Origin of the sequence: Aeromonas sp. 602396 (genome assembly GCF_049173735.1) — a bacterium.
Taxonomy (GTDB): domain Bacteria; phylum Pseudomonadota; class Gammaproteobacteria; order Enterobacterales; family Aeromonadaceae; genus Aeromonas; species Aeromonas veronii_A.
This window is the reverse complement of sequence record NZ_JAAKSD010000017.1, coordinates 96,126-118,614: the sequence shown is the minus strand read 5'-3', so window position 1 is coordinate 118,614 and position 22,489 is coordinate 96,126. Positions and strand designations below refer to the sequence as shown.

The following is a 22,489-nucleotide window of genomic DNA, read 5'->3' as shown; positions in this document are numbered from 1 at the left end:
CTGTCGGGAGCCCATCGGATTGCACTGGTCATTATCAGTGGCTGTCGACCCAGACGAACTTGAGCACGAACAGCAGGGCCACCACCAGCACGCAGGGGTTGATCTCGCGCCAGCGGCCGGTACCCGCCTTCATCACGCAGTAGGAGATAAAGCCGACGGCGATCCCCTCGGTGATGGAGAAGCTGAACGGCATCATGACGGCGGTCATAAAGGCCGGTACCGCTTCGGTCAAATCTTCCCACTTCACCCGGGTCAGCTCGGAGCACATCAGCACGCCCACATAGATAAGGGCGCCAGCGGCAGCATAGGCCGGCACCATGGCGGCGACCGGGGAGAAGAAGATAGCCAGCAGGAACAGCAGGCCGACCACGATGGCGGTCAGACCGGTGCGGCCGCCGACGGCGACGCCGGAGCTGCTCTCGATAAAGGCGGTAACCGAGGAGGTGCCCATGAAAGCGCCGCCGACGGAGCTCACGCTATCCACCATCAGCGCCTGTTTCATGCGCGGGAAGTGGCCCTTGTCATCGGCCAGCTTGGCGCGGTTGGTGACGCCGATCAGGGTGCCGGAGGAGTCGAACAGGTTGACCAGCATAAAGGAGAAGATGATCCCGGCGAGGCTGATATCGAGCGATCCCATCAGATCCAGCTGGCCGAACACCGGCTCGATGCTGGGAGGCATGGAGACAAAGCCCTTGAAGGTGACATCGCCAAACAGCCAGCCCAGACCCGTGGTGACCACGATGGCGATCAGCACGGCGGAGTGGACGCCGCGGGCGGAGAAGATGCAGATCAGGAAGAAACCGAGCAGCCCCAGCAGGCAGGGCAGGGAGGTGAGATTGCCCACTGTCACCATAGTCGCGGGGTTGGCCACGACGATCCCTGCGTTGTGCAGGCCGAGCAGGGCGATCAGCAGACCGATACCGGCGGTGATGCCGACCCGCAGAGTAAGCGGGATGTTGCCGATCAGCCAGTAGCGCACCCGCAGCAGGGTGAGGATCAACAGACCCATGGCGCCCCAGAAGATGGTGCCCATGCCCACTTGCCAAGAGTAACCCATGCCCGCGACCACCACGAAGGCGAAGAAGGCATTGAGGCCCATGGCGGGGGCCAGCGCGATCGGCAGGTTGGCCAACAGGCCCATCAGGATGCTGCCGATACCGGCGATGAGGCAGGTGGTGACGAACACGGCCTGGGTGTCCATGCCCGCAGCAGAGAGGATCTGCGGGTTGACGAACACGATGTAGACCATGGTCAGGAAGGTGGTGATACCTGCGATCACTTCGGTGCGGGCGGTAGTGCCATGGCCTTGCAGGGCAAACAGGCGCTCAAGCAATCCTTGCCCGGCGGCCTGATTGGCAGCTTGGTGTTGTTGATTCATGTTGGATTCCAATAGGTGACGTGAAATAAGCAGCAGGGGAACGGGCTATCCCATCCATGCGGGGTAAATTGCCCTGTTTCTGGCGGTTAAGTAACCAGACTCGTCCTGATACCGTGACGGCGCGCACATTTTTACACAGGCGGCGCCGTTTACAAACCCCGGATCTGCGAAGCAGATCAATGAATAGAGTAAAAATTCAAACGTTTGCTTTTTGAGCATGAAAAAAGGTTCTCAGCAGAGAACCTTTTATCGAAAATTGGAGGCTTAAAGGGTTTTGAAGTAGCGCTCGACCAGCTGGGCCAGCACCGAGTCGAGCCGGTCTTGCACTTCACCCAGTTCACGGCCGAAGCGGCGCAGAAACAGGCTTGCCTGCTCTTCGGTCAGCTTGCGCCCCTCGATAAAGAACTCTTGCTCCGGCAGCTGCTTGTCATAGCGGGGGATCAGCACCCAGCTCACCAGCTCGGGCTCCACGGCGGCAAAAATCTTGGCAGCAGCGGCACAGAAGGTCTCTATATGTGTCTTGCCATCCGGCCCGAGACAACCCGGTTCAACCCGGATCTGGATGGTGAGTTTTTTCTCTATGGGGGTCGTCATCGTGCTACATCCATGCAAAGGCATCCGTCTAGGATTGTAAGCCAAAAGACAACAGAAAGGGGAGCCGGAGCTCCCCTCAACACGCAGTCAGCCTTATTTGGCGATGCGCTTGTACTTGGCGCGATGGGGCTGGATCGCCTCGGCGCCGTAGGTCTTCTTCTTCCACTCTTCGTATTCGGTAAAGTTACCTTCGAAGAACTCGATCTTGCCCTCATCCTGATAGTCCAGGATGTGAGTGGCGATACGGTCGAGGAACCAGCGGTCGTGGGAGATGACCATGGCACAACCCGGGAACTCCAGCAGGGCGTTCTCGAGGGCGCGCAGGGTTTCGATATCCAGATCGTTGGTCGGTTCATCCAGCAGCAGCACGTTGCCGCCGGTCTGCAGCAGCTTGGCCAGGTGCAGACGACCGCGCTCACCACCGGAGAGTTCGCCAACCCGCTTCTGCTGGTCGGAACCCTTGAAGTTGAAGCGGCCGATATAGGCGCGGCTCGGGAACTCGTAGTTGCCGATGCGCAGGATATCCTGACCGTCAGCGACCTCTTCGAAGACCGTCTTCTTGTCATCCATGCTGTCGCGGAACTGATCGACAGAGGCCAGCACCACGGTTTCACCCAGGGTGATGGCGCCGGAATCCGGCTGCTCCTGACCCGACATCATGCGGAACAGGGTCGACTTACCGGCACCGTTCGGGCCGATGATGCCGACGATGGCACCCTTCGGAATGGCAAACGACAGATCGTCGATCAGCACCCGATCACCGTAGGATTTGCGCAGGTTGGCCACTTCCACCACCTTGTCGCCGAGGCGCGGTCCGGGCGGAATGAACAGCTCGTTGGTCTCGTTGCGCTTCTGGTAGTCGTTGGTGTTGAGCTCTTCGAAGCGAGCCATACGGGCCTTGGACTTGGCCTGACGCCCTTTCGGGTTTTGACGAACCCACTCCAGCTCTTTCTCGATGGACTTGCGACGGGCCGCCTCGGAACTGGCTTCCTGCGCCAGACGGGCGTCCTTCTGCTCCAGCCAGGAGGAGTAGTTGCCTTCCCACGGGATACCCTCGCCACGGTCCAGCTCCAGGATCCAGCCTGCCACATTGTCGAGGAAGTAACGGTCGTGGGTGATGGCCACAACAGTGCCTTCATAGTCGTGCAGGAAGCGCTCCAGCCAGGCCACGGATTCCGCATCCAGGTGGTTGGTCGGTTCGTCCAGCAGCAGCATGTCCGGCTTTTCCAGCAGCAGACGGCAGAGCGCCACACGGCGGCGCTCACCACCGGAGAGGTGCTTGATCTTGGCATCCCAGGCCGGCAGGCGCAGGGCATCGGCCGCACGCTCCAGCTGGTTTTCCATGTTGTGGCCGCCCTGGGCCTGGATGATGGCCTCCAGCTCGCCCTGTTCGCGGGCCAGCTTGTCAAAGTCGGCATCCGGGTCGGCGTAGGCCGCATAGACCTCGTCCAGACGGGCCATGGCGCGCTTCACCTCGCCAACGGCCTCTTCGACTGCTTCGCGTACGGTCTGCTCCGGCTCCAGCTTCGGCTCCTGCGGCAGGTAGCCGATCTTGATGCCGGGCTGCGGACGGGCTTCCCCTTCGATCTCGGTGTCGATGCCCGCCATGATGCGCAGCAAGGTCGATTTACCGGCGCCGTTCAGACCCAGCACGCCAATCTTGGCGCCCGGGAAGAAGCTCAAGGAGATGTTCTTGAGAATATGACGCTTGGGCGGCACTACCTTGCCGACCCGGTTCATGGTGTAAATAAATTGAGCCATTGGCTAATTCTCTTCCTTTTCAGCAGGTTAATGTCTTGGCATTAACAGACTGATGTCGTGGTGGGGCCTGGTCGACACAGGTCAACCCGGTTCCAAAAAACGTTCCGATTGTAAACCAATGGGCAAGGGGGGGCAAAGATGGGGGGGAAAGATAGGCCGCCTGTCATGACGGCCTCTTATAGGGCCTTATGCCTTGTGGAAACTGTTGATCAGCGCGTTTGCGTAATCAATGACAAATTGCTGGCAGTGGATGGCAGTCTGCGGGTCAAACTCTTCACCGTGGAGATCGGTATTGGAGAGTACCCGGATGCCGACAAAGGGTACCTTGTAGGCCTCGGCCACTAGGGCGGCGGAGGAGGTTTCCATCTCTTCCGCGGCGGTCTGGTAGGTCTGATGCAGCCAGTTGATGCGCGCTACCTGTCGGTTCCACTCATCGGCGGTGCCAATGATGCCGCCTACTACTCGGCCGTGGCGATAGCGATCGGCCATACCGAGGGCGCGGCCAATCAGCTCGGGATCGCCAGCGAACGAGCTGTGCTCCACCAGCTTGCCGTTATCGCGCAGACGCATGGTGACCTCGAAGTTGTGCCATTTGCTCGGATCGACGCCTTGCTCGGCGGGCATCAGGTCACTGCGATAGGCTCCCATGTTGAAGCTCTTGGTGCCGATAACGATATCGCCCCGGTGCAGTGCCGGATCATGGCCTCCTGCCGTACCCTGATTGATGATGAGACGCGGTTTGAAACGCTCAATCGCCAACGTGGTGGCGGCAGCGGCATTGGCCAGACCCACCTCGGTGCGGGAGATGACCACCGGATAGTCCGAGATAGTACCCTGCCAGTATGTCCAGGCCCCCACAGTCAGCTCCGTCTTGTCTTTCAGTGCGGCAACGAGAGTTTCGACTTCGACGTCCATCGCCCCCTGGATCAGGATGGGGGCCGGGGTGGCCGCCATCACGCTGGAGGAGAGGAGGGCAAAGAGGGTGAGCAGGCGCGAACAGCGTTTGATGATATTCATGGGATACCTGTAGGGCTGGCGAGAAAGCGCCGGATCCTACCGAAAGGAAAACGGTTGCGCAATGTTGGTGCGTGTTTTGTCAGTAACGGACATGCTGATGAATGGCCTCAGGGCTGCTTGTGGCCAGCGAAGTAGAGCACCCGTTTTACATACTCCTGTGTTTCGTCATAGGGTGGGATCCCGCCATAGCGTTCCACCGCTTTTTCCCCGGCATTGTAGGCCGCCGAGATCAGTACCCAGTCGCCATCGAAGCGGCGATCCAGCCACTTGAGATAACTGACGCCTCCCTTGATGTTCTGTGCCGGATCAAAGGGGTGAGTGACACCAAACCGCTGCTGGGTTTCGGGGATCAGCTGCATCAGCCCCTGAGCATTCTTGGGTGAAACGGCACGGCTGTTGAGATTGGATTCGGCGATGGCAATCGCCAGCACCAGCCGGGCATCCACCTTATGGTGTTTGGCGGCGTGGCGCAGCATGGTGACCAGTTCTTGCTTGGCAGGAGGCTGGCGGGCCACCCAGGTGTCGACATTGAAGGGGGTGGAAGGGAGCCCGGCCAGATAGCCACCCTGACCGCCACGGATCCCGATGCCGCACTGATCACCCATGGGGGCATTGCCGATGCGAGCGTTGTAGTAGCGGGCAGCCTGCCGGTTACCAAGACGCATTGCCATGGCGAGATAACTGTTAGCCAGCTTGGCGCTGCGAACCGAGGCGGGGCCGGTGGCGAGCAGGCGACCGATCCGGAAATATCCTTCCGGGTTGCCGGTACTGGCGGCCACGCAATAGAGGGCGATGGCTTTTTGCAGATGACCGTGTTGCTGGGCAACTTGACCCTGCTTGATCGCTGTTAGCGCCTTGGGGGCCTGTCTGAAATCCCTGCCTTGTGCCATCGCCCGCGGCGTACCTGCCAGTAACAACGACAAAAAAAGCAGCAAAAACAGTCCGTTTTCGCTGATGTGCCTCATGGGTTATCTCCTGTTTGAGTACAGAAGATATAGAGGAACATGGCTGCTATCGCCACGAACCCAGTGGATCCTGTTGTTATAGCCGGTTGGTTTCAGAGAGCAAAACGGTATGGAACTAACGGCATCTCGACAGTTTCACACCATTTTTCATCCGGTTAAAAGTCGTGGTGATACTCCTGCTCATCCAGCACGGCGGGAGGAAGCGCGCGATAGAAGCTGCCAATTTCGCTGACAACCCAGAGCGAAAGCAGGGCCAGCAGGCTGAGCAGGGGAAGCAGAGAGTGGCTCTGGGTCAGGGCATAGGCCGCAATGGCGGCACCGGTCAAAAGCAGGGTTCGGATCATCAGGTGGCTCCTTGTCGTCATGGGGGTGTTGCGTGGCCACGGACAGAGCGCCTGGGGTCGGGAGTTGTTCCCGAGTGGCACGAAGCGCGCTGAGTATATCGCGTCATGCCGCTGCCGATCCGTGGTGTCATCACACTTTCCATAGTCATGGGTTTCGTATCGAGTTGGGCCCCGCCAGATGCGGGGCCAGTAATGGTTTGACGATCAGAAGAAACCGCCGTTGTTATCGTCAGTGTCGGCCCAGCCGCCACTCAGGTTATCGTCATCGAGAAAATTGCTGCCAGCATCGGGAGGTGAATCCCAGCCGTCCCAGCGCACCGGTTCCGCATCGACCGGATTGGCGATGGTCGCTGGCTCTATGATGTCGATGATCTCCTCGGGGCGGTTGTTGTGAAACAGTCCGCCGATCATATCGGCCAGCATCACGCCACCGGCCACACCGGCGGCGGTTTGCAGGGCGCCGCCCAAAAAGGAGCTGGTACGGGATGCTGGCTGGGCAGGAGCGGATGCCGGTGGCGGCGTAAAGCGCGGGGGCGGGCTGCTTTCGCTACCAAACAGGCCGGAGAGAAAACTGCCACCACTTGGGGTGCTCTGGCTGGCTTCCAGCTCCTTGACCCGCTCGTTGAGGCGAGTAAGGGCAGCCTGCTGAATTAGCAGCGCCTGGGCCATGTAGTAGGGGGCATCGGGCTGCTGGGCCAGATGCTGGCGGATCAGCTGATCCGCTTGTGGGTCTCGCTTGCTATCCCTGGCTTGCGCTTGCTTGAGGCGGTCGAACAGTCCATCGATCAGACCCTGTTCCTGTGATTGCATCTCAAATCCTCGCTATGGTGCGCAGACAGTGCGTTCAGCCATCCTAAAACCCGCGGGGCATCAGTGGTATCTGATTAACTCATCAATGACCGAGAGGCTGCCCGTGCTCGTCAGCGGACGGGCCGGTAGTAGTTGAGATACCAGCGGACAAACTCGGCAACACCTTGCTTGAGGGGCGTGGCGGGGCGCAGGCCGGTGAGGGTGTGCAGCGGCTCGCTGTCGGCCCAGGTGGCGTGCATGTCGCCTGCCTGCATCGGCTGCATCCGCTTGATGGCGGGCTTGCCGATGGCCTCTTCCAGCGCCTCGATAAAATCGAGCAGCCGCACCGGCTGGCCGTTGCCGATATTGAGGATGAGGTAGGGGGCGGCGCTCTCGGCCGCGCTCTGCTCGCTGGCATGCCAATCGGGATTGGGGCGGGGCGGCTGGTCGGCCATGGTGAGGATCCCCGCGACGATGTCGTCTATGTAGGTGAAGTCGCGGCTGAGATCGCCGTGGTTGTATACGTCGATAGGCTCGCCCGCGAGGATGGCGCGGGTGAACTTGATGATGGCCATGTCAGGCCGGCCCCAGGGGCCGTAGACGGTAAAGAAGCGCAGCCCTGTGGTGGGCAGGCCATAGAGCGCCGAATAGGCGTGGGCCATCAGCTCGCCGCTCTTTTTGGTCGCAGCGTAGAGGGAGACCGGGTGATCCACCTGCTGCGCGGTGGAGTAGGGCATCTGATCCCCCATGCCATAGACCGAGCTGGAGGAGGCGTAGATGAGGTGCTGAATCCCGTGGTGACGACACCCCTCCAGCACCGTCAGCATGCCGGTAAGGTTGCTGTCGGCATAGGCGAACGGATTGTCGATGGAGTAGCGCACCCCCGCCTGTGCCCCCAGATGGATCACCCGCTCGAAACCGTGGCTGGCAAAGAGGGCCGCCATGGCTTCACGATCCGCCAGATCCAGCCGCTCGAAGCGAAAATTGGGGAAACTGGCCAGTTGGGCCAGCCGTGCCTCTTTCAGAATCACCTCGTAGTAGTCGTTAAGGTTATCGATCCCCACCACCCGATGGCCTGCGGCGCACAGCTTGCTGGCCACATGAAAACCGATAAAACCGGCGACGCCGGTGACCAGATACGTCATGGTTGGGGTCCTGTGCAGATCATGGGGCTCCTTACGGTGATGGGAAAAGGGGGCTGCGCGCTTTGTAGCAGAGCCGGCGCGTTTGTGCCATGGCAAACCGCCTCTGACGGCGCGGCATGCTGCATCTTGGTGCAGCGAGTGTCAATGCCAGATGACAGGCACCAGAATGGGGCGTTCAGCCTGACTGTTGTGATCCTTTTCACAAAAAATAGACTGGACCCCATAACGAAGCCCTGTGGACAGGGCTCGCAGCCCGCCCGTAACGGCAGGCGACAGACACTCTCTCTTTACTTCGCTTGGATACAGGTTATGGACAACACCTCGATTCGCACTGCCCATCCTATTTATGAGGATGTGCTGGCCCTGCTGACGGCGGCCGGCTTTGTTTCCCTCGGCATCTTTCTGTTTCATCAGGTTGGCCTGCTCACCGGCGGGACTGCCGGGCTGGCGCTGCTGCTGCAAAAGGTGACCGGCATCAGCTTCGGCCTGCTGTTTTTCGGCATCAACCTGCCCTTCTATGCGCTGGCATGGCTGCGGATGGGGCCACGTTTTACCTTCAACACCTTTGTCTCAGTGGCAGCAGTCTCCTACATGACAGATCACCTTAACGGGGTGTTGCAGATCGGCAAGATAGAGCCCCTCTATGCGGCGCTGATCGGCGGCACCCTGATTGGCATGGGGCTGCTCATCATGTTCCGTCACAAGTCGAGTCTGGGGGGGTTCAACATTCTGGCGCTCTTTATTCAGGATCGCTTTGGCATCCGGGCGGGCAAGCTGCAGATGGGGCTCGATTGCGCCATTGTTGTCGCCTCGTTTTTCGTGGTGCAGTCCTGGATCCTGGCGCTTTCCATCGTGGCGGCGGTTATCTGTAATCTGGTGTTGACACTCAACCACAAGCCGGGCCGTTACCAGATTGCCTGACAAGCGGTAGCCGTGACGCGATAAGACAAGAGTGACCCGATAGCACGAGGCGGCCTGATGGCCGCCTCGTCTGTTTCTCCCCTGGGGTTTGTTCGCTGCGCCTAGCTCGCCTGCTCCAGCCTGCTGTCGCCGCTCATGGCGTTGCCGCTGATAGCGTGACCACCGACGGCGAGCGGGGTGTGGCAGGCCACTTGATGATGGGCCTCATCACACGCCTCAAGCTTGGGTGCCTTGCTTTTGCACAACTCGGTCGCATGGGGGCAGCGCTGGTGGAAGTGGCAGCCGCTTGGCGGCGAGATGGGGGAGGGCACATCGCCGGTCAGCAGAATGCGCTGACTGCGCCTGCGCGGGTCCGGTACCGGAATGGCAGAGATCAGCGCCTGGGTGTAAGGGTGGCGCGGCGCCAGATAGAGCGACTGGGCATCCGCCAGCTCGACGATCCGTCCCAGATACATCACCGCGATCCGATCCGAGATATGTTTGACCACCGACAGATCGTGGGCGATGAAGATGATGGAGAGGTTCATCTCCCGCTGCAGGCTGAGCAGCAGGTTGACGATCTGCGACTGCACCGAGACATCGAGGGCCGAGACTGCCTCGTCGCACACCAGCAGCTTGGGCTTGAGGGCGATGGCGCGGGCGATGCCGATCCGCTGGCGCTGACCGCCGGAAAACTCGTGGGGGTAGCGATCCACCGCACTGCCCGGCAGGCCCACTTTTGCCAGCAACTCCTGTACCCAGCCGCGGCGCTGCTCAGTGTTGCCTTTACCGTGGATGATAAAGGGCTCCTCCAAAATCTGGCCCACGGTGTGGCGGCTGTTGAGGGATTCTGCAGGGTCCTGAAATACCATCTGCATCTCCTGACGCAGGGAGCGCATCTCCTTCGGGCTGAGGGCGGTGATGTCGCGCCCCTCGAAGGTGATGGTGCCTGCGGTCGGCTCGAACAGCTTGAGCAGGCTGCGCCCGAGGGTGGACTTGCCGCAGCCCGACTCACCCACCAGCCCCAGCGTCTCCCCCTGCTTGAGATCGAAGCTGATGCCATCCACCGCATGAACCGTATATTGCTTGCGCAGGAAGCCGCCTCCCAGCCGGAAGTGCTGTTTCAGATCCCTGACCGATAACAGAGTGCTCATGGGGTCAACTCCTTCCAGTAGTGACAGGCGACATGGTGGCGCGGATTGAGTTGCTCCACCGCCGGAATGGCGCTGATGCAGAGATCGGTCGCATGGGGGCAGCGGTTGGAGAAGCGGCAGCCAGCGGGCATTTCGTGCAGGGCCGGTACCTGTCCCTTGATGGTCTTGAGCAGGCTCTTGGGCTCATCCTCGAGGCGCGGGATCGAGCTCATCAAGCCGTGGGTATAGGGGTGACGGGGGTGGTCAAACAGCTCGAACACGTCGGCCTGCTCTACCGCCCGTCCGGCATACATCACCACCACTTCGTCGCACAGCTCCGCCACTACCCCCAGATCGTGGGTAATAAAGATGATGGCCATCCCGGTCTGGGTCTGCAGCTCTTTCATCAGTTCGAGGATCTGGGCCTGAATGGTGACATCCAGCGCCGTGGTCGGCTCGTCACAGATAAGCAGGTCTGGCTCGCAGGAGAGCGCCATGGCGATCATCACCCGCTGGCGCATGCCGCCGGAGAGGTTGTGGGGATAGACCGCAAAGCGCTGGGCCGGTTCCGGGATACCCACCTTCTGCAGCATGGTGATGGCCGCGGCTTTGCGCTGGGCCTTGTCATACTCCGGGCGGTGGAGACGAAACACCTCCATCAGCTGCTCACCGACCGTCTGCACCGGGTTGAGGGCCGTCATCGGCTCCTGAAAGATCATCGAGATGCGGTTGCCGCGCACCTTGTACATCTGATCCGGCGCAAGCGACAACAGCTCCTCCCCCTGAAAGCGGATGGAACCGGCGACTACCTGACCGTGGGGCTTGGGCAGCAGCCCCATGATGGCGAGTGAAGTGACACTCTTGCCACAGCCGGACTCGCCGACGATCCCCAGCGTCTGACCCGGGGCCACCTTGAAGCTGACCCCGTCGAGCACCTTGATCTTGCCGTCATCGACGGCGAACTCCACCTCAAGATCGCGAACTTCGAGGATTGGGGTCTGGTGCTGGCCGTTATCAGCGGCGAACTCCCCCCCGTTATCCGGTACGTCAAGAATGGGGGCCTGAGTGTTGGGCATAACGGCTGCTCCCTTCGCAATGGCCTGAATATCAATGACGTGCATAGGTCTTGTCGAGCAGGTTGATGGGCGCCAGCGCCTCCCCTGCCTCCTTGGCGTTGCGGGTCTCTTCCTTCACCTTGGGATCGAGCCAGAGCAAACCGCCGCTACTGTGAGGATAACCGTCCATCGGCCAGTAGAGCAGATCCGGCGTGTTCTTGGTGGCAGGCACTTCCGGCAGCATCACATAACGCCAGCTGCTGGCCCGCACATAGTTGAGCTGCACCCCGGGCACGAAGATGGCGAGGTCATAGATGCGCTGCTGGATCTGCTGGGAGAGCTTGGCCCGTTTGGCCATGTCGAATTCGACGTTGTAGGCGTCGATCAGTGCGTCCAGCTCCTTGTCAGCCACGTTGAACAGGTTGTTGGTCTGCGGTTTGTTGGCGTTGGCGGAGTGGAACGACTCCCAATATTGTGGATAGAGACCGCCGCCGCCCCAGCCAAGCCAGGCCGCCTCGTGTTTCTTCTCCAGCATCACCTTGAAGCCGGTGGCGCCATCCACCAGATTGAGCTCCAGATCGAGACCCGCTTTCTTGGCCTCCTCTTTCAACACGGTCAGGCGCTTGGAGTGCTCCTGACTGGTGTAGGTGAGCGCCAGGGTCAGCCGCTCCCCCTTCTCATTTTGCAGGATGCCGTCCGGCCCCGGCTTGTTGTAGCCGCCCTTGGCAAAGTATTCCCGCGCCTTGTCGATGTCGTAAGCCCTCTCCGGCAGCGTCATGTCGGTGAACTCGCCAAAACCCGAGCCGAAGGTGGTGGCTCTGTCATAGTCGCCACGCAGCACGGTCTCTATCATCTTGTCGATGTTGAAGGCGTGCTGGATGCCGAGGCGCACGTTCACGTCCGCCAGCTTGGGGTTGGCCACATTGAGGTGCACCCCCTGACCGCCCTGTTTGGTGTCGGTCATGGCCATTACCTTCTGCACGTAGCCTTTTTTGTACTCTGGGGTGACCGCTTTTTCATGCCACCAGTTGGGCAGGATCATCTCGAAGGTATCGATCTCCCCTTTCAGGAAGTGGCGGAAGGCGATGTTGTGGTCGCGGATCACCTGCACCTTGATGGTGTCGATGTTGAATCTGTGCTGGTTGTAGCGATCATCTTTTGCCCACCAATCCTTCTGCTTGCTGAAGGTGACCGACTTGCCCTTCTTGACGTCGCTGATCACGTAGGGACCTGTGGTGGGCACCACGGCCCAGTTGTACTGCTTCACCCAGTTGGGGGTCAGCTTGTAGTAGTGCTTGGGCTGGGGCCACAGCTCGGTGGTGTTGAGCAGGTCCATCTTGGCCTTGCGGTTGCCCGCTTTGACCATAATGGTGTGATCATCGATCTTCTCTACCGCTACCACTTCGGTGGTGTAGTAGTTGTTGAACCAGGGCCCCTTGATGTGTTTGGAGCGCATCATCTCGTAGCCGAAGGTGTAGTCATCGGCATTGACCGGCTTGCCATCCGACCATTTGGCTCGCGGATCCAGCTTGAAGTAGACGGTCTGGCTGTCTGGCGCTATGGCCCAGTGGGTCGCCAGCGAGGGGATGGGGTTGCCGGTATTGGGGTGGAAGCTGATGAGCCGTAGTTGGTTATCGAGAATAAAGGAGCGGAACGATCCGTTGGAATCTGGCCCCACGGTGCGAAACGTCAGCGGAAAGCTCTCCACAAACATATTGAGGCTGCCGCCCGGCAGCGCCTTGGGGGAGGCGAACACCGGATCCGTGTCGTTGGTCTCCCATTTGAGATCCGCGGGCAGGCTGGCCGCCCAGACCCAGGATCCGTTTACCAGCACAAAGAGAGCACCTATCCATTTGATTTTATTTTTCATGTTTGACTTCCAGGTCTGGCCCCTGCACTGGGGGTCTTGATTGATAACGGGATTATCCCTTGCTCCCGGGACCGCCGATGGCGGCGGCCCGTCCTTCATTTATCACTGTTCGTTATCTGGCGCCTGCCGATGCGCTGGCATCGGCTGGCTTATTGGTAACGGGTAAATTTGCGCGGATCAAACGCCTCGCGGATCGCCTCACCGATAAAGGAGACCATGATCAGCACCAGACTCACCGCTGCCACCACCGAGCTGACGATCCAGATGGCATCCAGATTGTTGATGCCCTGGGAGAGCAGCTCCCCCCAGCTTGGGGTCGGCGGTGCCAGCCCGAAGCCCAGATAGTCGAGTGCCGTCAGGGTGGAGATATTGCCCACCACGGCGAACGGCGCCAGGGTAACGATCATCATCAGGGTGTTGGGCAGGATGTGGTTGAAGATGATCCGCCCGGTGGTCGCCCCTTGCGCCCGCGCCGCCATCACATAGTCCCGCGCCCGCTCCTTGTAGGTGAGGGTGCGCATATACCAGGTGATCCCCATCCAGCCGAACAGCACGTTGATGGCGACAAACAGGCCGAAGTTGGGCTTGGCCAGCGACACCAGGATCATGATGACGTAGAGAAACGGCACCTGGGACCAGATCTCGATAAAGCGTTGCAGAATGAGGTCAAAGCGGCCGCCGAGAAAGCCCATCAGACAGCCGATGGTGACCCCGATGGCGTAGCTGGCCGCCAGCGCGATAAAGGCAAAGCCGATGGCGATGCGAAAGCCGTAAACCAGTCGCGCCAGCACGTCGCGGCCGCTGGTGTCGGTGCCGAGGAAGTGGCGCTCGGCCGCGCTGGGGGCGTAAGGCGGGTAGGCATCCTCCTTGAAATCCTGCTCGTAGGGGTTCCAGGGTACCGGCGGCAGCAGTACCCAGTCTCCCTGGTCCTCTGCGGCAAATTTGGCCTTGAGCTGGCGGTAGTTGGTTTCGTACTCGTAATCGAGCCCGAACTGCTGACCGGGGATCACATCGCCATAGGTGGGGAAGTGCAGCTGGCCCTGATAGCTCACCATCAGTGCCCGGCTGTTGACCAGCAGCTCCGCCAGCAGGGAGAGCAGCACCAGGGTGGTGAAGATGATGAAGGAGTAGTAACCGCGCTTGATCGACTTGAAGCGCTTGAGTTTTTTCAAGGTAACCGGATTGAGCTTCATGGTCAGTCTCCAAACCGCACGCGGGGGTCAACAGAGGGTGCAACGCAGATATCGGAGACGATATGGCGTGATACCAGCATCGGCATAGCAATAGAGGTCTGGTTCATGGTCAATCTCCAAACCGCACACGCGGATCAACCAGGGCAACGCAGATATCGGAGACGATATTGCCAATCAGCATCAGCATGGAGGTGATGGCCAGAATGCCCATGACGGTGGGGTAATCCCGTTCGACGATCGCCTCGTAACCGAGCAGGCCGATGCCGTCGATGTTGAAGATGGTCTCGATGAGGAAGGAGCCGCCAAAGAAAACGGTAAGCACAGACCCCAGGTGGCTGGCGATGGGGATCAGGCTGTTGCGCATGGCGTGGTCGGTGACCGCCTTGCGAAACGGCAGTCCCTTGGCCACGGCGGTACGCACATAATCGGCCGACAGGTTCTCCATCAGGCTGTTTTTCATGGTCATGGTGAGGATGGCGAAATCGCCGATGGCGTAGGCGATAAGCGGCAGCAGGGCGTGGGCAAAGACAGTGCGGATCTGATCCCAGCTGCTCTCCATGTACTCAAAGTCGTCCCCCGGAAAACCGCCCATTGGCAGCCACTCCAGATGGAAGGCGAAGACTGTGATGAGGAAGATCCCCACCACGTAGGCGGGCAGGGCATAGGCCATGTAGATAAGCATGGAGCTTAACGAGTCGAAGCGACTGTTGTGCCTGAGCGCCTTGGCCACCCCCAGCGGAATGGAGACCGCATAGCTCAGCAGAAAGGTCGCCAGTCCGAAGAAGGCGGTGACGGGGAGCCGCTCCTTGATGAGATCCCACACCGGCTCGTAGTAGCGGGTCGATTCGCCCAGATCCAGCACCGCCAGCTTCTGCAGCCACTCCCAGTAGGCGACCAGCATGGGCTTGTCGAGGCCATAGAAGGCCTTGAGCTCCTCGATCTGTTCATCGGAGAGGGCTTGCGCCCCCTTGCTGCCGCTGGAACGGCCGGATTCATTCTGGGAAACCTGGGCTTGCAGCAGCATGCGTTCGACCGGTCCGCCCGGCACGAAACGGGTGATGGTGAAGACGAGCAGGGTGATACCGAGAAACGTCGGGATGATCAAAAGCATCCGGCGTAGGAAATACGACAGCATGGTGGAACCTCGTCCTTGTTGTTCTTTTTTGCGGCCAGTCAAATCCGGTGACGGGCCTGTCCTTCCTGGCATTACGCGCTGGATTGGTTGCCAAACAGCAGACAATCCGCTTGGCCACTGTAAAAGCTCTGCAACAAAAATCAAGTACAAGGAAATGGAAAACTGGGACAAATGACCCGCTGAGACCAAAAGCACCGAAAAATGACGTTTTTTATCTGAAAAGTGAAAATCAAAACAAAACGCTACTGCTCAACATTATTTTAAAAAATATAAACAGCTGTTTGTTTGAATCTTGTGTTTGTTTATGCGATTGAATTTTAAGTGCTTTTATTTCTGCTGTCAAAGAAGGGAAAACGATATCATCTCGACAAATTTATCTATCTCCCCCATCGGAGTGGTCAGTCACAATAATAATTAAAATAGAGTTTTATTCTTATTTTTGCCAATAAATCGAAATAAGATATAAAGAGACAGCACGTAAATAAATAAGTTCATCAACTTTTAATTCAGCGTCTTTTACATGTTTTAACAACGATTTCACATTGCGCGGGATGTTTTTGGCAGAATTATTCACTATTTATGCCGGTCAAAATTAATACACTCCGCTTATTCCACATCTCACCCTCCCGATCCCCCCACTCCATTGACGTCGCCAGTCAAAGATTGATAAGCCTTACGCATCGCTCCAAAGAGGGCGGTATCAGGAAGCAAACAATAAACAACCAGGAAGGATATAAGCGATGCTTAGGAAGAGCAGAATCTCTGCTGCGATTGCGTTCGCCTTGGCGAGCCTTGCGGCGGCCCCATCCGTATCTGCCGAAGAAGGGCAGAATGTCGAAAAACTGCAGAAAATCAAAGTCACTGGCTCCCGTATCTCTCGTGTTGATGTTGAGGGGGCGACTCCGGTTGTCTCTGTCAGCAAGGCCCAAATTGAACAGTCTGGCCAGCAGACTGTGGCTGATTATCTGAAACAGGCCTCCTACAACTCCTTTGGTGGTTTCTCTCCATCCTCCGGTAGCTCAGCCCAGTCACAAGCCACCGTAGGGCTGCGTGGCCTTGGTGAAGATCGCACACTGGTGCTGCTCAATGGCAAGCGTATCGCCGGTTCTCCCTCAATGGGGGGCACCGCCATCAACCTCAACACCATCCCCATGGCGGCCGTTGAGAGGGTGGAAGTGAACCTGGACGGTGGCTCTGCCCTGTATGGTTCTGATGCCATCGGTGGCGTTATCAACGTGATCCTCAAAGAGGGTTTTGAAGGTTTGTCATTCCAGGGGCGCGTCGGTTCACCGACCGAGGAAGGTGGTGACGAACAGAGTGGTTCCATCGTCAGCGGTATTTCGGGTGAGAAAGGTTCCCTGATGATGGTCTACGAGCATGATGTCAAAGACGAAATCTATTACAAGGATCGTGACTATCTGGCCAAGCAGGGGGCTGAGTCTCCTAGCCTCTATGGTCGCAATATCAAGGGAGTAGACGCGGCAACTGGCAAGACCGTAACCCGTACTCTGAATGGGGTCGACTGTGAAAGCACCGGCGCCGGTTTTGTCACCAAGGGTACGGCTTGCCGCTTCGACTTTGCCCAGGTCGCAGCCAAGACCGCCTCGCGTACTCGCGACACCGTCTATGTCAACGGCCGCTACCATATCAACGACAATGTGGATTTCGTGCCACAGATGATTGGTTCCCGGGTCACCAGTTTTGGTCGTTTCGCTCCTGCTGCTGGTGCCTTCACCGTGGATGGCTCCACCCCTGAAAGCGCTGCAGTCCTGTCTGCCAACAACTTTAGCACCGCCAAGGCTGCGACGGTTTACTACCGCTTCAACAACGTCGGTCCCCGTGACAATGAAGTGACCGACTTGACCGGTACCCTGAACCTGGGTTTTGAAGGGGTGGTTCCGACCGAGGCGGTTGGCGATCTGGAGTGGAACGCCGGTTACATGTACTCCAAGACAGATAACCAGAGTATTGGTAATGGCTATGTATTGGAGCCGGCGGTTCAGACTCAGGTAAACAGTGGAAACTTCGTCAACGGCAGCTTCTCCGCTGATGCCACCAAGGATCTCTCTTATACCACCAGCCGCAACTCCAAGATGGATTTCTTCCAGTGGTATGGCGGTCTTGGTTGGGAGATGGGCGAACTGCCTGCTGGCCCGGTCAGCTGGTATCTGGGTGCCGAGTATAACGATTGGGTTTATTCCGACACCTACGACAGCCAGTCCGAAGCGGGTAACGTACTGGGTTCATCCGGCAACTCCGGTAGCGGTGTGCGCGATGTGTTTGCCACCTACATCGAGAGCCTGATCCCCATCACCGAGCAGATCGAGCTGAACCTGGCGGGTCGTTATGACAAGTACAGCGACTTTGGCAGCGCCTTCTCGCCCAAAGCGAGTCTGCGTTATCAGCCACTCGACCAGCTGATGTTCCGTACCTCCTGGTCCCAGTCTTTCCGCGCGCCGGGTCTGAATGATCTCTATGCGGCGGATGCCCAGTCAGCGGATTTTGCCAAGGACTATGTCTACTGCCAGGCCAATGGTATTGCCAACTGTTCCGAAGAGCAGTACGAGACAACGCGCCAATCCAACAAGAACCTGAAGGAAGAGACCGCCAATACCTTCACTATCGGGGCGGCCTACAATCCGCTGGACAATCTGAACCTGTCGCTCGATTACTACTACATCAAGATTGATGACGTAATCCAGCTGGCTACCACCCAGACCCAGTTCTATCAGGAGCTCAATACCGGCAGCAACCCGAACGTCATTCGTGACGCCAACGGCGATGTCGAGAAGGTCTATGCCGGCATGGTCAACCTGGGGCAACTCAAGACCAGTGGTATCGACTTCAAGGCGGACTACAAGTACGACTTCAACTCCTTCACCCTGCGATACGACTTTGGCAGCAGCTACATCCTGAAATATGAGGAAGGTCTGTTTGCTGGTGGCCCAATGGTTGACAAGAAGGGCTGGAATGGCAAACCCGATTTCCGTTTCAACTCCGGGATCGGTGCCAACTTCCCGCAGCTGTGGAATCTGGATACCTACCTGAGCACCAACTATATCGACTCCCAGAGCCAGGACTATGTGGATGACAAGGAAGAGGGCCATATTGCTTCCAACACCATCTGGAACCTGAACGTCGCGGTCGATACCAGCTGGAATGCCAAGATCCAGACCGGCGTGAAGAACATGTTCAACCGTGGACCTTCCCTGTCAAATGATGGTTACACCTACGATGAATACCTCTACAGCATTGACGGACGGGTCTACTACATCGACTACACCCAGAAGTTCTAATCAACCCTGTTGATATACAACCTCAGCCGGCCCGGTCGGGCCGGCTGTGCCCAACGTCCAAGGAAGTTACGGAGATAGGGTAATCCTATGAAGACAAGGACCATTACAATGAAGAAAGCGCTCCTTGGCAGCCTGGTTTCGGCCGCCTTGTTGACCAGCTTCAATCTGAGTGCCGCCACTGCCGGTCAGGCCGTGGACGCTCAAGCCGCCACCGACAACGCATCAAAAGTTTCCCAGCAGAAGATCGACAGCTATGCCGAATCTGCCGAATCCGCATTGGCCCAGTACAAGGCCGCCCTGCGTCAGGTCGACAGTCTGCGCACCTACAACGAGCAGGTGAGCAAGATGGTCGAGTCCCAGAGTGCCGAGCTGGCGTCGATGCAAAAGCAGATCGCCCAGATTGATCAGACCAGCACCGAAGTTGTCCCCCTGATGCTCAAGATGATCGACTCCCTCGAGCAGTTTGTGGCGCTGGATCTGCCGTTCCAGAAGGTCGAGCGCGAGGACCGCGTAGCAGCCCTGACCGACCTGATGAACCGTGCCGATGTCACCATCTCCGAGAAGTACCGCAAGATCCTGGAGGCCTACCAGATCGAGGAGGGCTTCAGCCGCACCATCGAATCCTACAAGGCGAGCCTGGACAAGGATGGTAGCGAGAAGACCTACGAGTTCCTGCGGGTTGGCCGCATCGCGCTGCTCTATCAATCCCCGGATGGCAATGAGACCGGGATGTGGAACAAGAAGACTCGCCAGTGGGAAGAGTTGCCCCAGGAGTATCGCAGTGCGGTTGAACAGGGCCTTCGCATCGCCAAGAAGCAGGCGCCTCCCGCTCTGATCAAGCTGCCGGTTCAAACTGCGGAGAAAGCATCATGAAAGGAATCAAACTTGCGATTGCCTCCCTGATTGCGGGAGCAACCCTGGTCACCCTGCCGGTGACCGCCGCCGAAAAACCGGTGGATCTCAATGCGCTGCTGAATCAGGTCAAGGCCTCCAGCCTGAGCGAATCCCAACTCAACAAGGAGCGGGAAGCCCGCTTCCTGGCTGACAAGAACGAGCAGGGGGCGCTGCTGGCCAAGGCCAAGGCCGAGCTGGCTGCCGAAACCGCCAAGGGCGAGCAGCTCAAGGCGACCTTCGATGCCAATGACAAGCAGCTGACCGAGCTGACTGAAACCCTGCGCCAGCGTTCCGGCAACATGGGTGAGATGTTCGGCGTACTGCGTCAGTTCGCCGGTGAGTTCAAGGGGATCTTCAACGCCTCCGCCCGTCGGGTCGAGCATCCGGAACAGACCGCGCTGCTGACCCGTCTGGCCGAGAGTAAAGAGCTCCCCTCCAGCGACGATCTGGAAGCGTTCTGGACCACCACCCTCAGCCGCATGGTGGACGGTGGCAAGGTGAGCCAGATCCCGGCGACTGTGGTCTACGGCGAAGGCAACCAGGCCGAGAAGACGGTCACCCAGATCGGTGAGTTCAACACTGTCTCCGAAGGCAAGTACCTCACCTTCGTGCCGGAGACCGGCAAGTTCGAGCAGCTTTCCCGTCAACCTGACAAGGGGGTGCTGGCACCGATCGCCGAGTTTGAACAGGGCGGTGACGGGGTCAAGCCCATCTTTATCGACCCGTCTCGCGGCGTGATCCTCTCTCTGCTGGTGCAGTCACCGACTCTCAAGGAGCGGATCGATCAGGGTGGTGAAGTGGGTTACGTCATCATGGTGCTCGGCGTGCTCGGTACCCTGCTGGCCATCTTCTGCGGTATCCGCCTGTCGCTGATCGGCTCGTCCATGCGCAAGCAGCTGAAATCTGATCAGATCATCAAGGGCAACCCCATTGGTGACATGCTGGGGGCCTACCAGAGCCATCGCGGTGACAACATCGAGGATCTGGAGTCCAAGCTCGACGAGATAATCCTGCGCAACGTGCCCAAGTTCGAGAAGGGCATCAGCATCATCAAGCTGATCGCTTCGGTCGCGCCGCTGCTGGGTCTGCTCGGTACCGTAGTGGGGATGATTGCCACCTTCCAGGCCATCACATTGTTCGGTACCGGCGATCCCAAGCTGATGGCGGGCGGTATCTCCGAGGCGCTGGTGACCACCATGCAGGGTCTGGTCGTCGCGGTGCCCATGCTGTTCCTCTACACCATTGTGCAGACCCAGAGCCGTCGTCTGATCCAGGTGCTGGAAGAGCAGAGCGCCGGTTTCGTCGCCCGTTATCAGGAACGTCTGCACGCCTCCAAAGCCGCAGCGTAAGGAGTCACCCATGTGGTTCTGGTTGATTGAAGAAGTCGAGTCGGTCCGCCGGTTTTTGGGATTGGGGGGCGATGTACTGGTCGCCCTGTTCTTCCTGACTCTGATGATGTGGGCCCTGTTGCTGGAGCGCTGGTTCTACTTCATGGCGGTCTACCCCAAGCAGGTGAAGCAGACCAAGGCCGCCTGGCTGGCCCGCACCGATCATCTCTCCTGGTCTGCCAAGCAGATCCGGCGCGAGCTGGTCTCACGGGTCGCCATGGCGGTGGACAAGGGGATGCCGGTCATCAAGGTGCTGATCGCTCTCTGCCCGTTGATGGGGCTGCTCGGCACTGTGGTCGGGATGGTGCAGGTGTTTGACACCCTGGCCATCACCGGTACCGGTTCGCCGCGGGCGATGGCATCGGGGATCTCCAAGGCAACAGTACCGACCATGGCGGGCATGATCGCCGCCCTTTCCGGCCTGTTTTTTGTCAACCAGCTCGATCACAAGGCCAAACTGGCGGTGCAAAAGCTGGAAGACAACCTGAAACACGGTTGATGCAGGATGCATACCCCCGACGAGGCATGGCCTGCCGGGGGCACAGAACAAGCAAGGAGTTTCTGCTATGAGAAAACGTTACAGCGACAGTGGTGCTGACGAGGCGGCTATCGATTTGACCCCCATGCTGGACATAGTGTTCATCATGCTGATCTTCTTCATCGTCACCACCTCCTTCGTCAAGGAGTCCGGTGTCGAGATCAACCGTCCCAGTGCCAGCACGGCCGAGACGGTGAAGAAGGGCAATATCATGGTCGCGGTGCGCGAAAACGGTCAGGTCTGGGTCGACAAGCGGGTAGTCGAGGTGGGGGCGGTACGCGCCAACATCGAGCGGCTGCGGGCCGAAAACCCGGAGAGCGCCGTGGTGATCCAGGCCGATAACGAATCCCGTTCCGGTCTGGTGGTGCAGGTCATGGATCAGATCCGCATGGCCGGTGTCCAGAACATCTCCATCGCGGCAGACAAGAGCAGCTGATGCCGGAGAGAGACCTATGAGATACCTGATATCGTTGGCGGTCTCCTGTGTGGTGGTGTTCTTTCTGTTTCTGGGAATGAACAAGCTGATCACACCGGATCACCGGGAGCTGGTGGAGAAGGATGACGTCACCATGACCGATTTCATCCGCCTCAAGCCCCAGGAGACCCTGCAAGAGAAACAGCGGGAGCTGCCCAAACCGCCGCCGCCCAAGCGTCCGCCGCCGCCTCCCGAGATGGAGGTGGCCAGCACGGATCGGCCGAAGATGGAGAGCGCGCCGATGGACATGCCCAAGCTCGACATCCCGGTCAACATCGGTGGTGGTAACGCGCTGGGTGCCTACAGCACCGGCGGCGGTGGTGGTGGCGTTGGTGGCAACAACGGCGCCATTCCGCTGGCAACCTTCGAGCCCATGATGCCTCGCAAGGCGGCACTGGCGGGGCTGGCCTCCGGCAAGGTGCTGGTGGAGTTCACCGTCACCGAGCGCGGTACCGTCAGCAACGTGCGGATCGTCAAGGAAGAGCCGCGCAGCTATGACCTCGGCAAAGAGGCGCGCAAAACCATCGCCAAGTGGACGTTCAAACCGGCCATGGTGGATGGCAAGCCGCAGGCGAGCCGGATGCAACAAGAGATCGAGTTTGCGGTCAACTAAGGAAGG

The 22,489-nt window shown here is 58.9% G+C and carries 20 protein-coding genes; 7 read left to right on the top strand and 13 right to left on the bottom strand.

Annotated features, from left to right (window positions below; translation table 11 throughout):
* Positions 1–34 precede the first annotated feature (34 nt).
* From G5229_RS18325 to G5229_RS18290, 8 genes are all read right to left on the bottom strand, one after another.
* Positions 35–1,378, bottom strand: a complete 1,344-nt coding sequence (locus G5229_RS18325; RefSeq protein WP_421209950.1) for an NCS2 family permease — start codon at positions 1,376–1,378, stop codon at positions 35–37.
* A 264-nt stretch (positions 1,379–1,642) separates the two neighbouring features.
* Positions 1,643–1,972, bottom strand: coding sequence for a hypothetical protein (locus tag G5229_RS18320; RefSeq protein WP_216951990.1), 330 nt, complete (start codon positions 1,970–1,972; stop codon positions 1,643–1,645).
* 93 nt (positions 1,973–2,065) lie between these two features.
* Positions 2,066–3,733 (bottom strand): energy-dependent translational throttle protein EttA, encoded by a 1,668-nt coding sequence (gene ettA, locus G5229_RS18315; protein WP_005338959.1) that lies wholly within the window; start codon positions 3,731–3,733, stop codon positions 2,066–2,068.
* Between the two features lie 186 nt (positions 3,734–3,919).
* Positions 3,920–4,750, bottom strand: a complete 831-nt coding sequence (locus G5229_RS18310; RefSeq protein ID WP_216951989.1) for a 5'-methylthioadenosine nucleosidase — start codon at positions 4,748–4,750, stop codon at positions 3,920–3,922.
* A 107-nt stretch (positions 4,751–4,857) separates the two neighbouring features.
* On the bottom strand, positions 4,858–5,715 hold the full coding sequence (locus G5229_RS18305) for a lytic transglycosylase domain-containing protein (protein WP_421209948.1): 858 nt from the start codon (positions 5,713–5,715) through the stop codon (positions 4,858–4,860).
* Positions 5,716–5,870: 155 nt separating this feature from the next.
* Positions 5,871–6,059: a hypothetical protein gene (locus tag G5229_RS18300; protein WP_043822919.1), complete on the bottom strand. Its 189-nt coding sequence runs from the start codon at positions 6,057–6,059 to the stop codon at positions 5,871–5,873.
* A gap of 204 nt (positions 6,060–6,263) precedes the next feature.
* Positions 6,264–6,869, bottom strand: a complete 606-nt coding sequence (locus tag G5229_RS18295; protein WP_421209946.1) for a DUF2076 domain-containing protein — start codon at positions 6,867–6,869, stop codon at positions 6,264–6,266.
* 110 nt (positions 6,870–6,979) lie between these two features.
* Complete coding sequence (locus G5229_RS18290; RefSeq protein ID WP_421209945.1) at positions 6,980–7,993, bottom strand: NAD-dependent epimerase; 1,014 nt, start codon at positions 7,991–7,993, stop codon at positions 6,980–6,982.
* Between the two features lie 309 nt (positions 7,994–8,302).
* On the opposite strand from G5229_RS18290, the gene G5229_RS18285 reads away from it, so the two are divergent.
* Positions 8,303–8,914, top strand: coding sequence for a YitT family protein (locus tag G5229_RS18285; RefSeq protein ID WP_421209943.1), 612 nt, complete (start codon positions 8,303–8,305; stop codon positions 8,912–8,914).
* Between the two features lie 101 nt (positions 8,915–9,015).
* Here G5229_RS18285 and G5229_RS18280 read toward each other — a convergent pair whose 3' ends face one another.
* The 5 genes from G5229_RS18280 to G5229_RS18260 all read right to left on the bottom strand — a co-directional run bounded on the left by G5229_RS18280 (position 9,016) and on the right by G5229_RS18260 (position 15,279).
* Positions 9,016–10,047: an ABC transporter ATP-binding protein gene (locus G5229_RS18280; protein ID WP_139461195.1), complete on the bottom strand. Its 1,032-nt coding sequence runs from the start codon at positions 10,045–10,047 to the stop codon at positions 9,016–9,018.
* On the bottom strand, positions 10,044–11,102 hold the full coding sequence (locus tag G5229_RS18275; RefSeq protein WP_421209941.1) for an ABC transporter ATP-binding protein: 1,059 nt from the start codon (positions 11,100–11,102) through the stop codon (positions 10,044–10,046). The genes G5229_RS18280 and G5229_RS18275 overlap by 4 nt, the downstream gene beginning before the upstream one ends.
* 31 nt (positions 11,103–11,133) lie before the next feature.
* Positions 11,134–12,951: an extracellular solute-binding protein gene (locus G5229_RS18270; RefSeq protein ID WP_421209939.1), complete on the bottom strand. Its 1,818-nt coding sequence runs from the start codon at positions 12,949–12,951 to the stop codon at positions 11,134–11,136.
* Positions 12,952–13,100: 149 nt separating this feature from the next.
* A complete protein-coding gene (locus G5229_RS18265) occupies positions 13,101–14,144 on the bottom strand; it encodes an ABC transporter permease (RefSeq protein ID WP_368166977.1) in 1,044 nt (347 codons plus the stop codon).
* Between the two features lie 109 nt (positions 14,145–14,253).
* Entirely contained in the window at positions 14,254–15,279 is a 1,026-nt protein-coding gene (locus tag G5229_RS18260) for an ABC transporter permease subunit (RefSeq protein ID WP_031227629.1), read from the bottom strand.
* Positions 15,280–16,019: 740 nt separating this feature from the next.
* Here G5229_RS18260 and G5229_RS18255 point away from each other — a divergent pair.
* From G5229_RS18255 to G5229_RS18230, 6 genes are all read left to right on the top strand, one after another.
* On the top strand, positions 16,020–18,575 hold the full coding sequence (locus tag G5229_RS18255) for a TonB-dependent receptor (protein ID WP_216951982.1): 2,556 nt from the start codon (positions 16,020–16,022) through the stop codon (positions 18,573–18,575).
* A 108-nt stretch (positions 18,576–18,683) separates the two neighbouring features.
* Positions 18,684–19,448, top strand: a complete 765-nt coding sequence (locus G5229_RS18250; RefSeq protein WP_005343435.1) for a DUF3450 domain-containing protein — start codon at positions 18,684–18,686, stop codon at positions 19,446–19,448.
* Positions 19,445–20,818, top strand: a complete 1,374-nt coding sequence (locus tag G5229_RS18245) for a MotA/TolQ/ExbB proton channel family protein (RefSeq protein ID WP_110303404.1) — start codon at positions 19,445–19,447, stop codon at positions 20,816–20,818. The genes G5229_RS18250 and G5229_RS18245 overlap by 4 nt, the downstream gene beginning before the upstream one ends.
* A gap of 10 nt (positions 20,819–20,828) precedes the next feature.
* Positions 20,829–21,356, top strand: coding sequence for a MotA/TolQ/ExbB proton channel family protein (locus G5229_RS18240; RefSeq protein ID WP_421209937.1), 528 nt, complete (start codon positions 20,829–20,831; stop codon positions 21,354–21,356).
* A gap of 67 nt (positions 21,357–21,423) precedes the next feature.
* Positions 21,424–21,831, top strand: coding sequence for an ExbD/TolR family protein (locus G5229_RS18235; protein ID WP_005338933.1), 408 nt, complete (start codon positions 21,424–21,426; stop codon positions 21,829–21,831).
* Positions 21,832–21,847: 16 nt separating this feature from the next.
* Entirely contained in the window at positions 21,848–22,483 is a 636-nt protein-coding gene (locus G5229_RS18230) for an energy transducer TonB (protein ID WP_005343441.1), read from the top strand.
* The last annotated feature ends 6 nt before the right edge of the window (positions 22,484–22,489 follow it).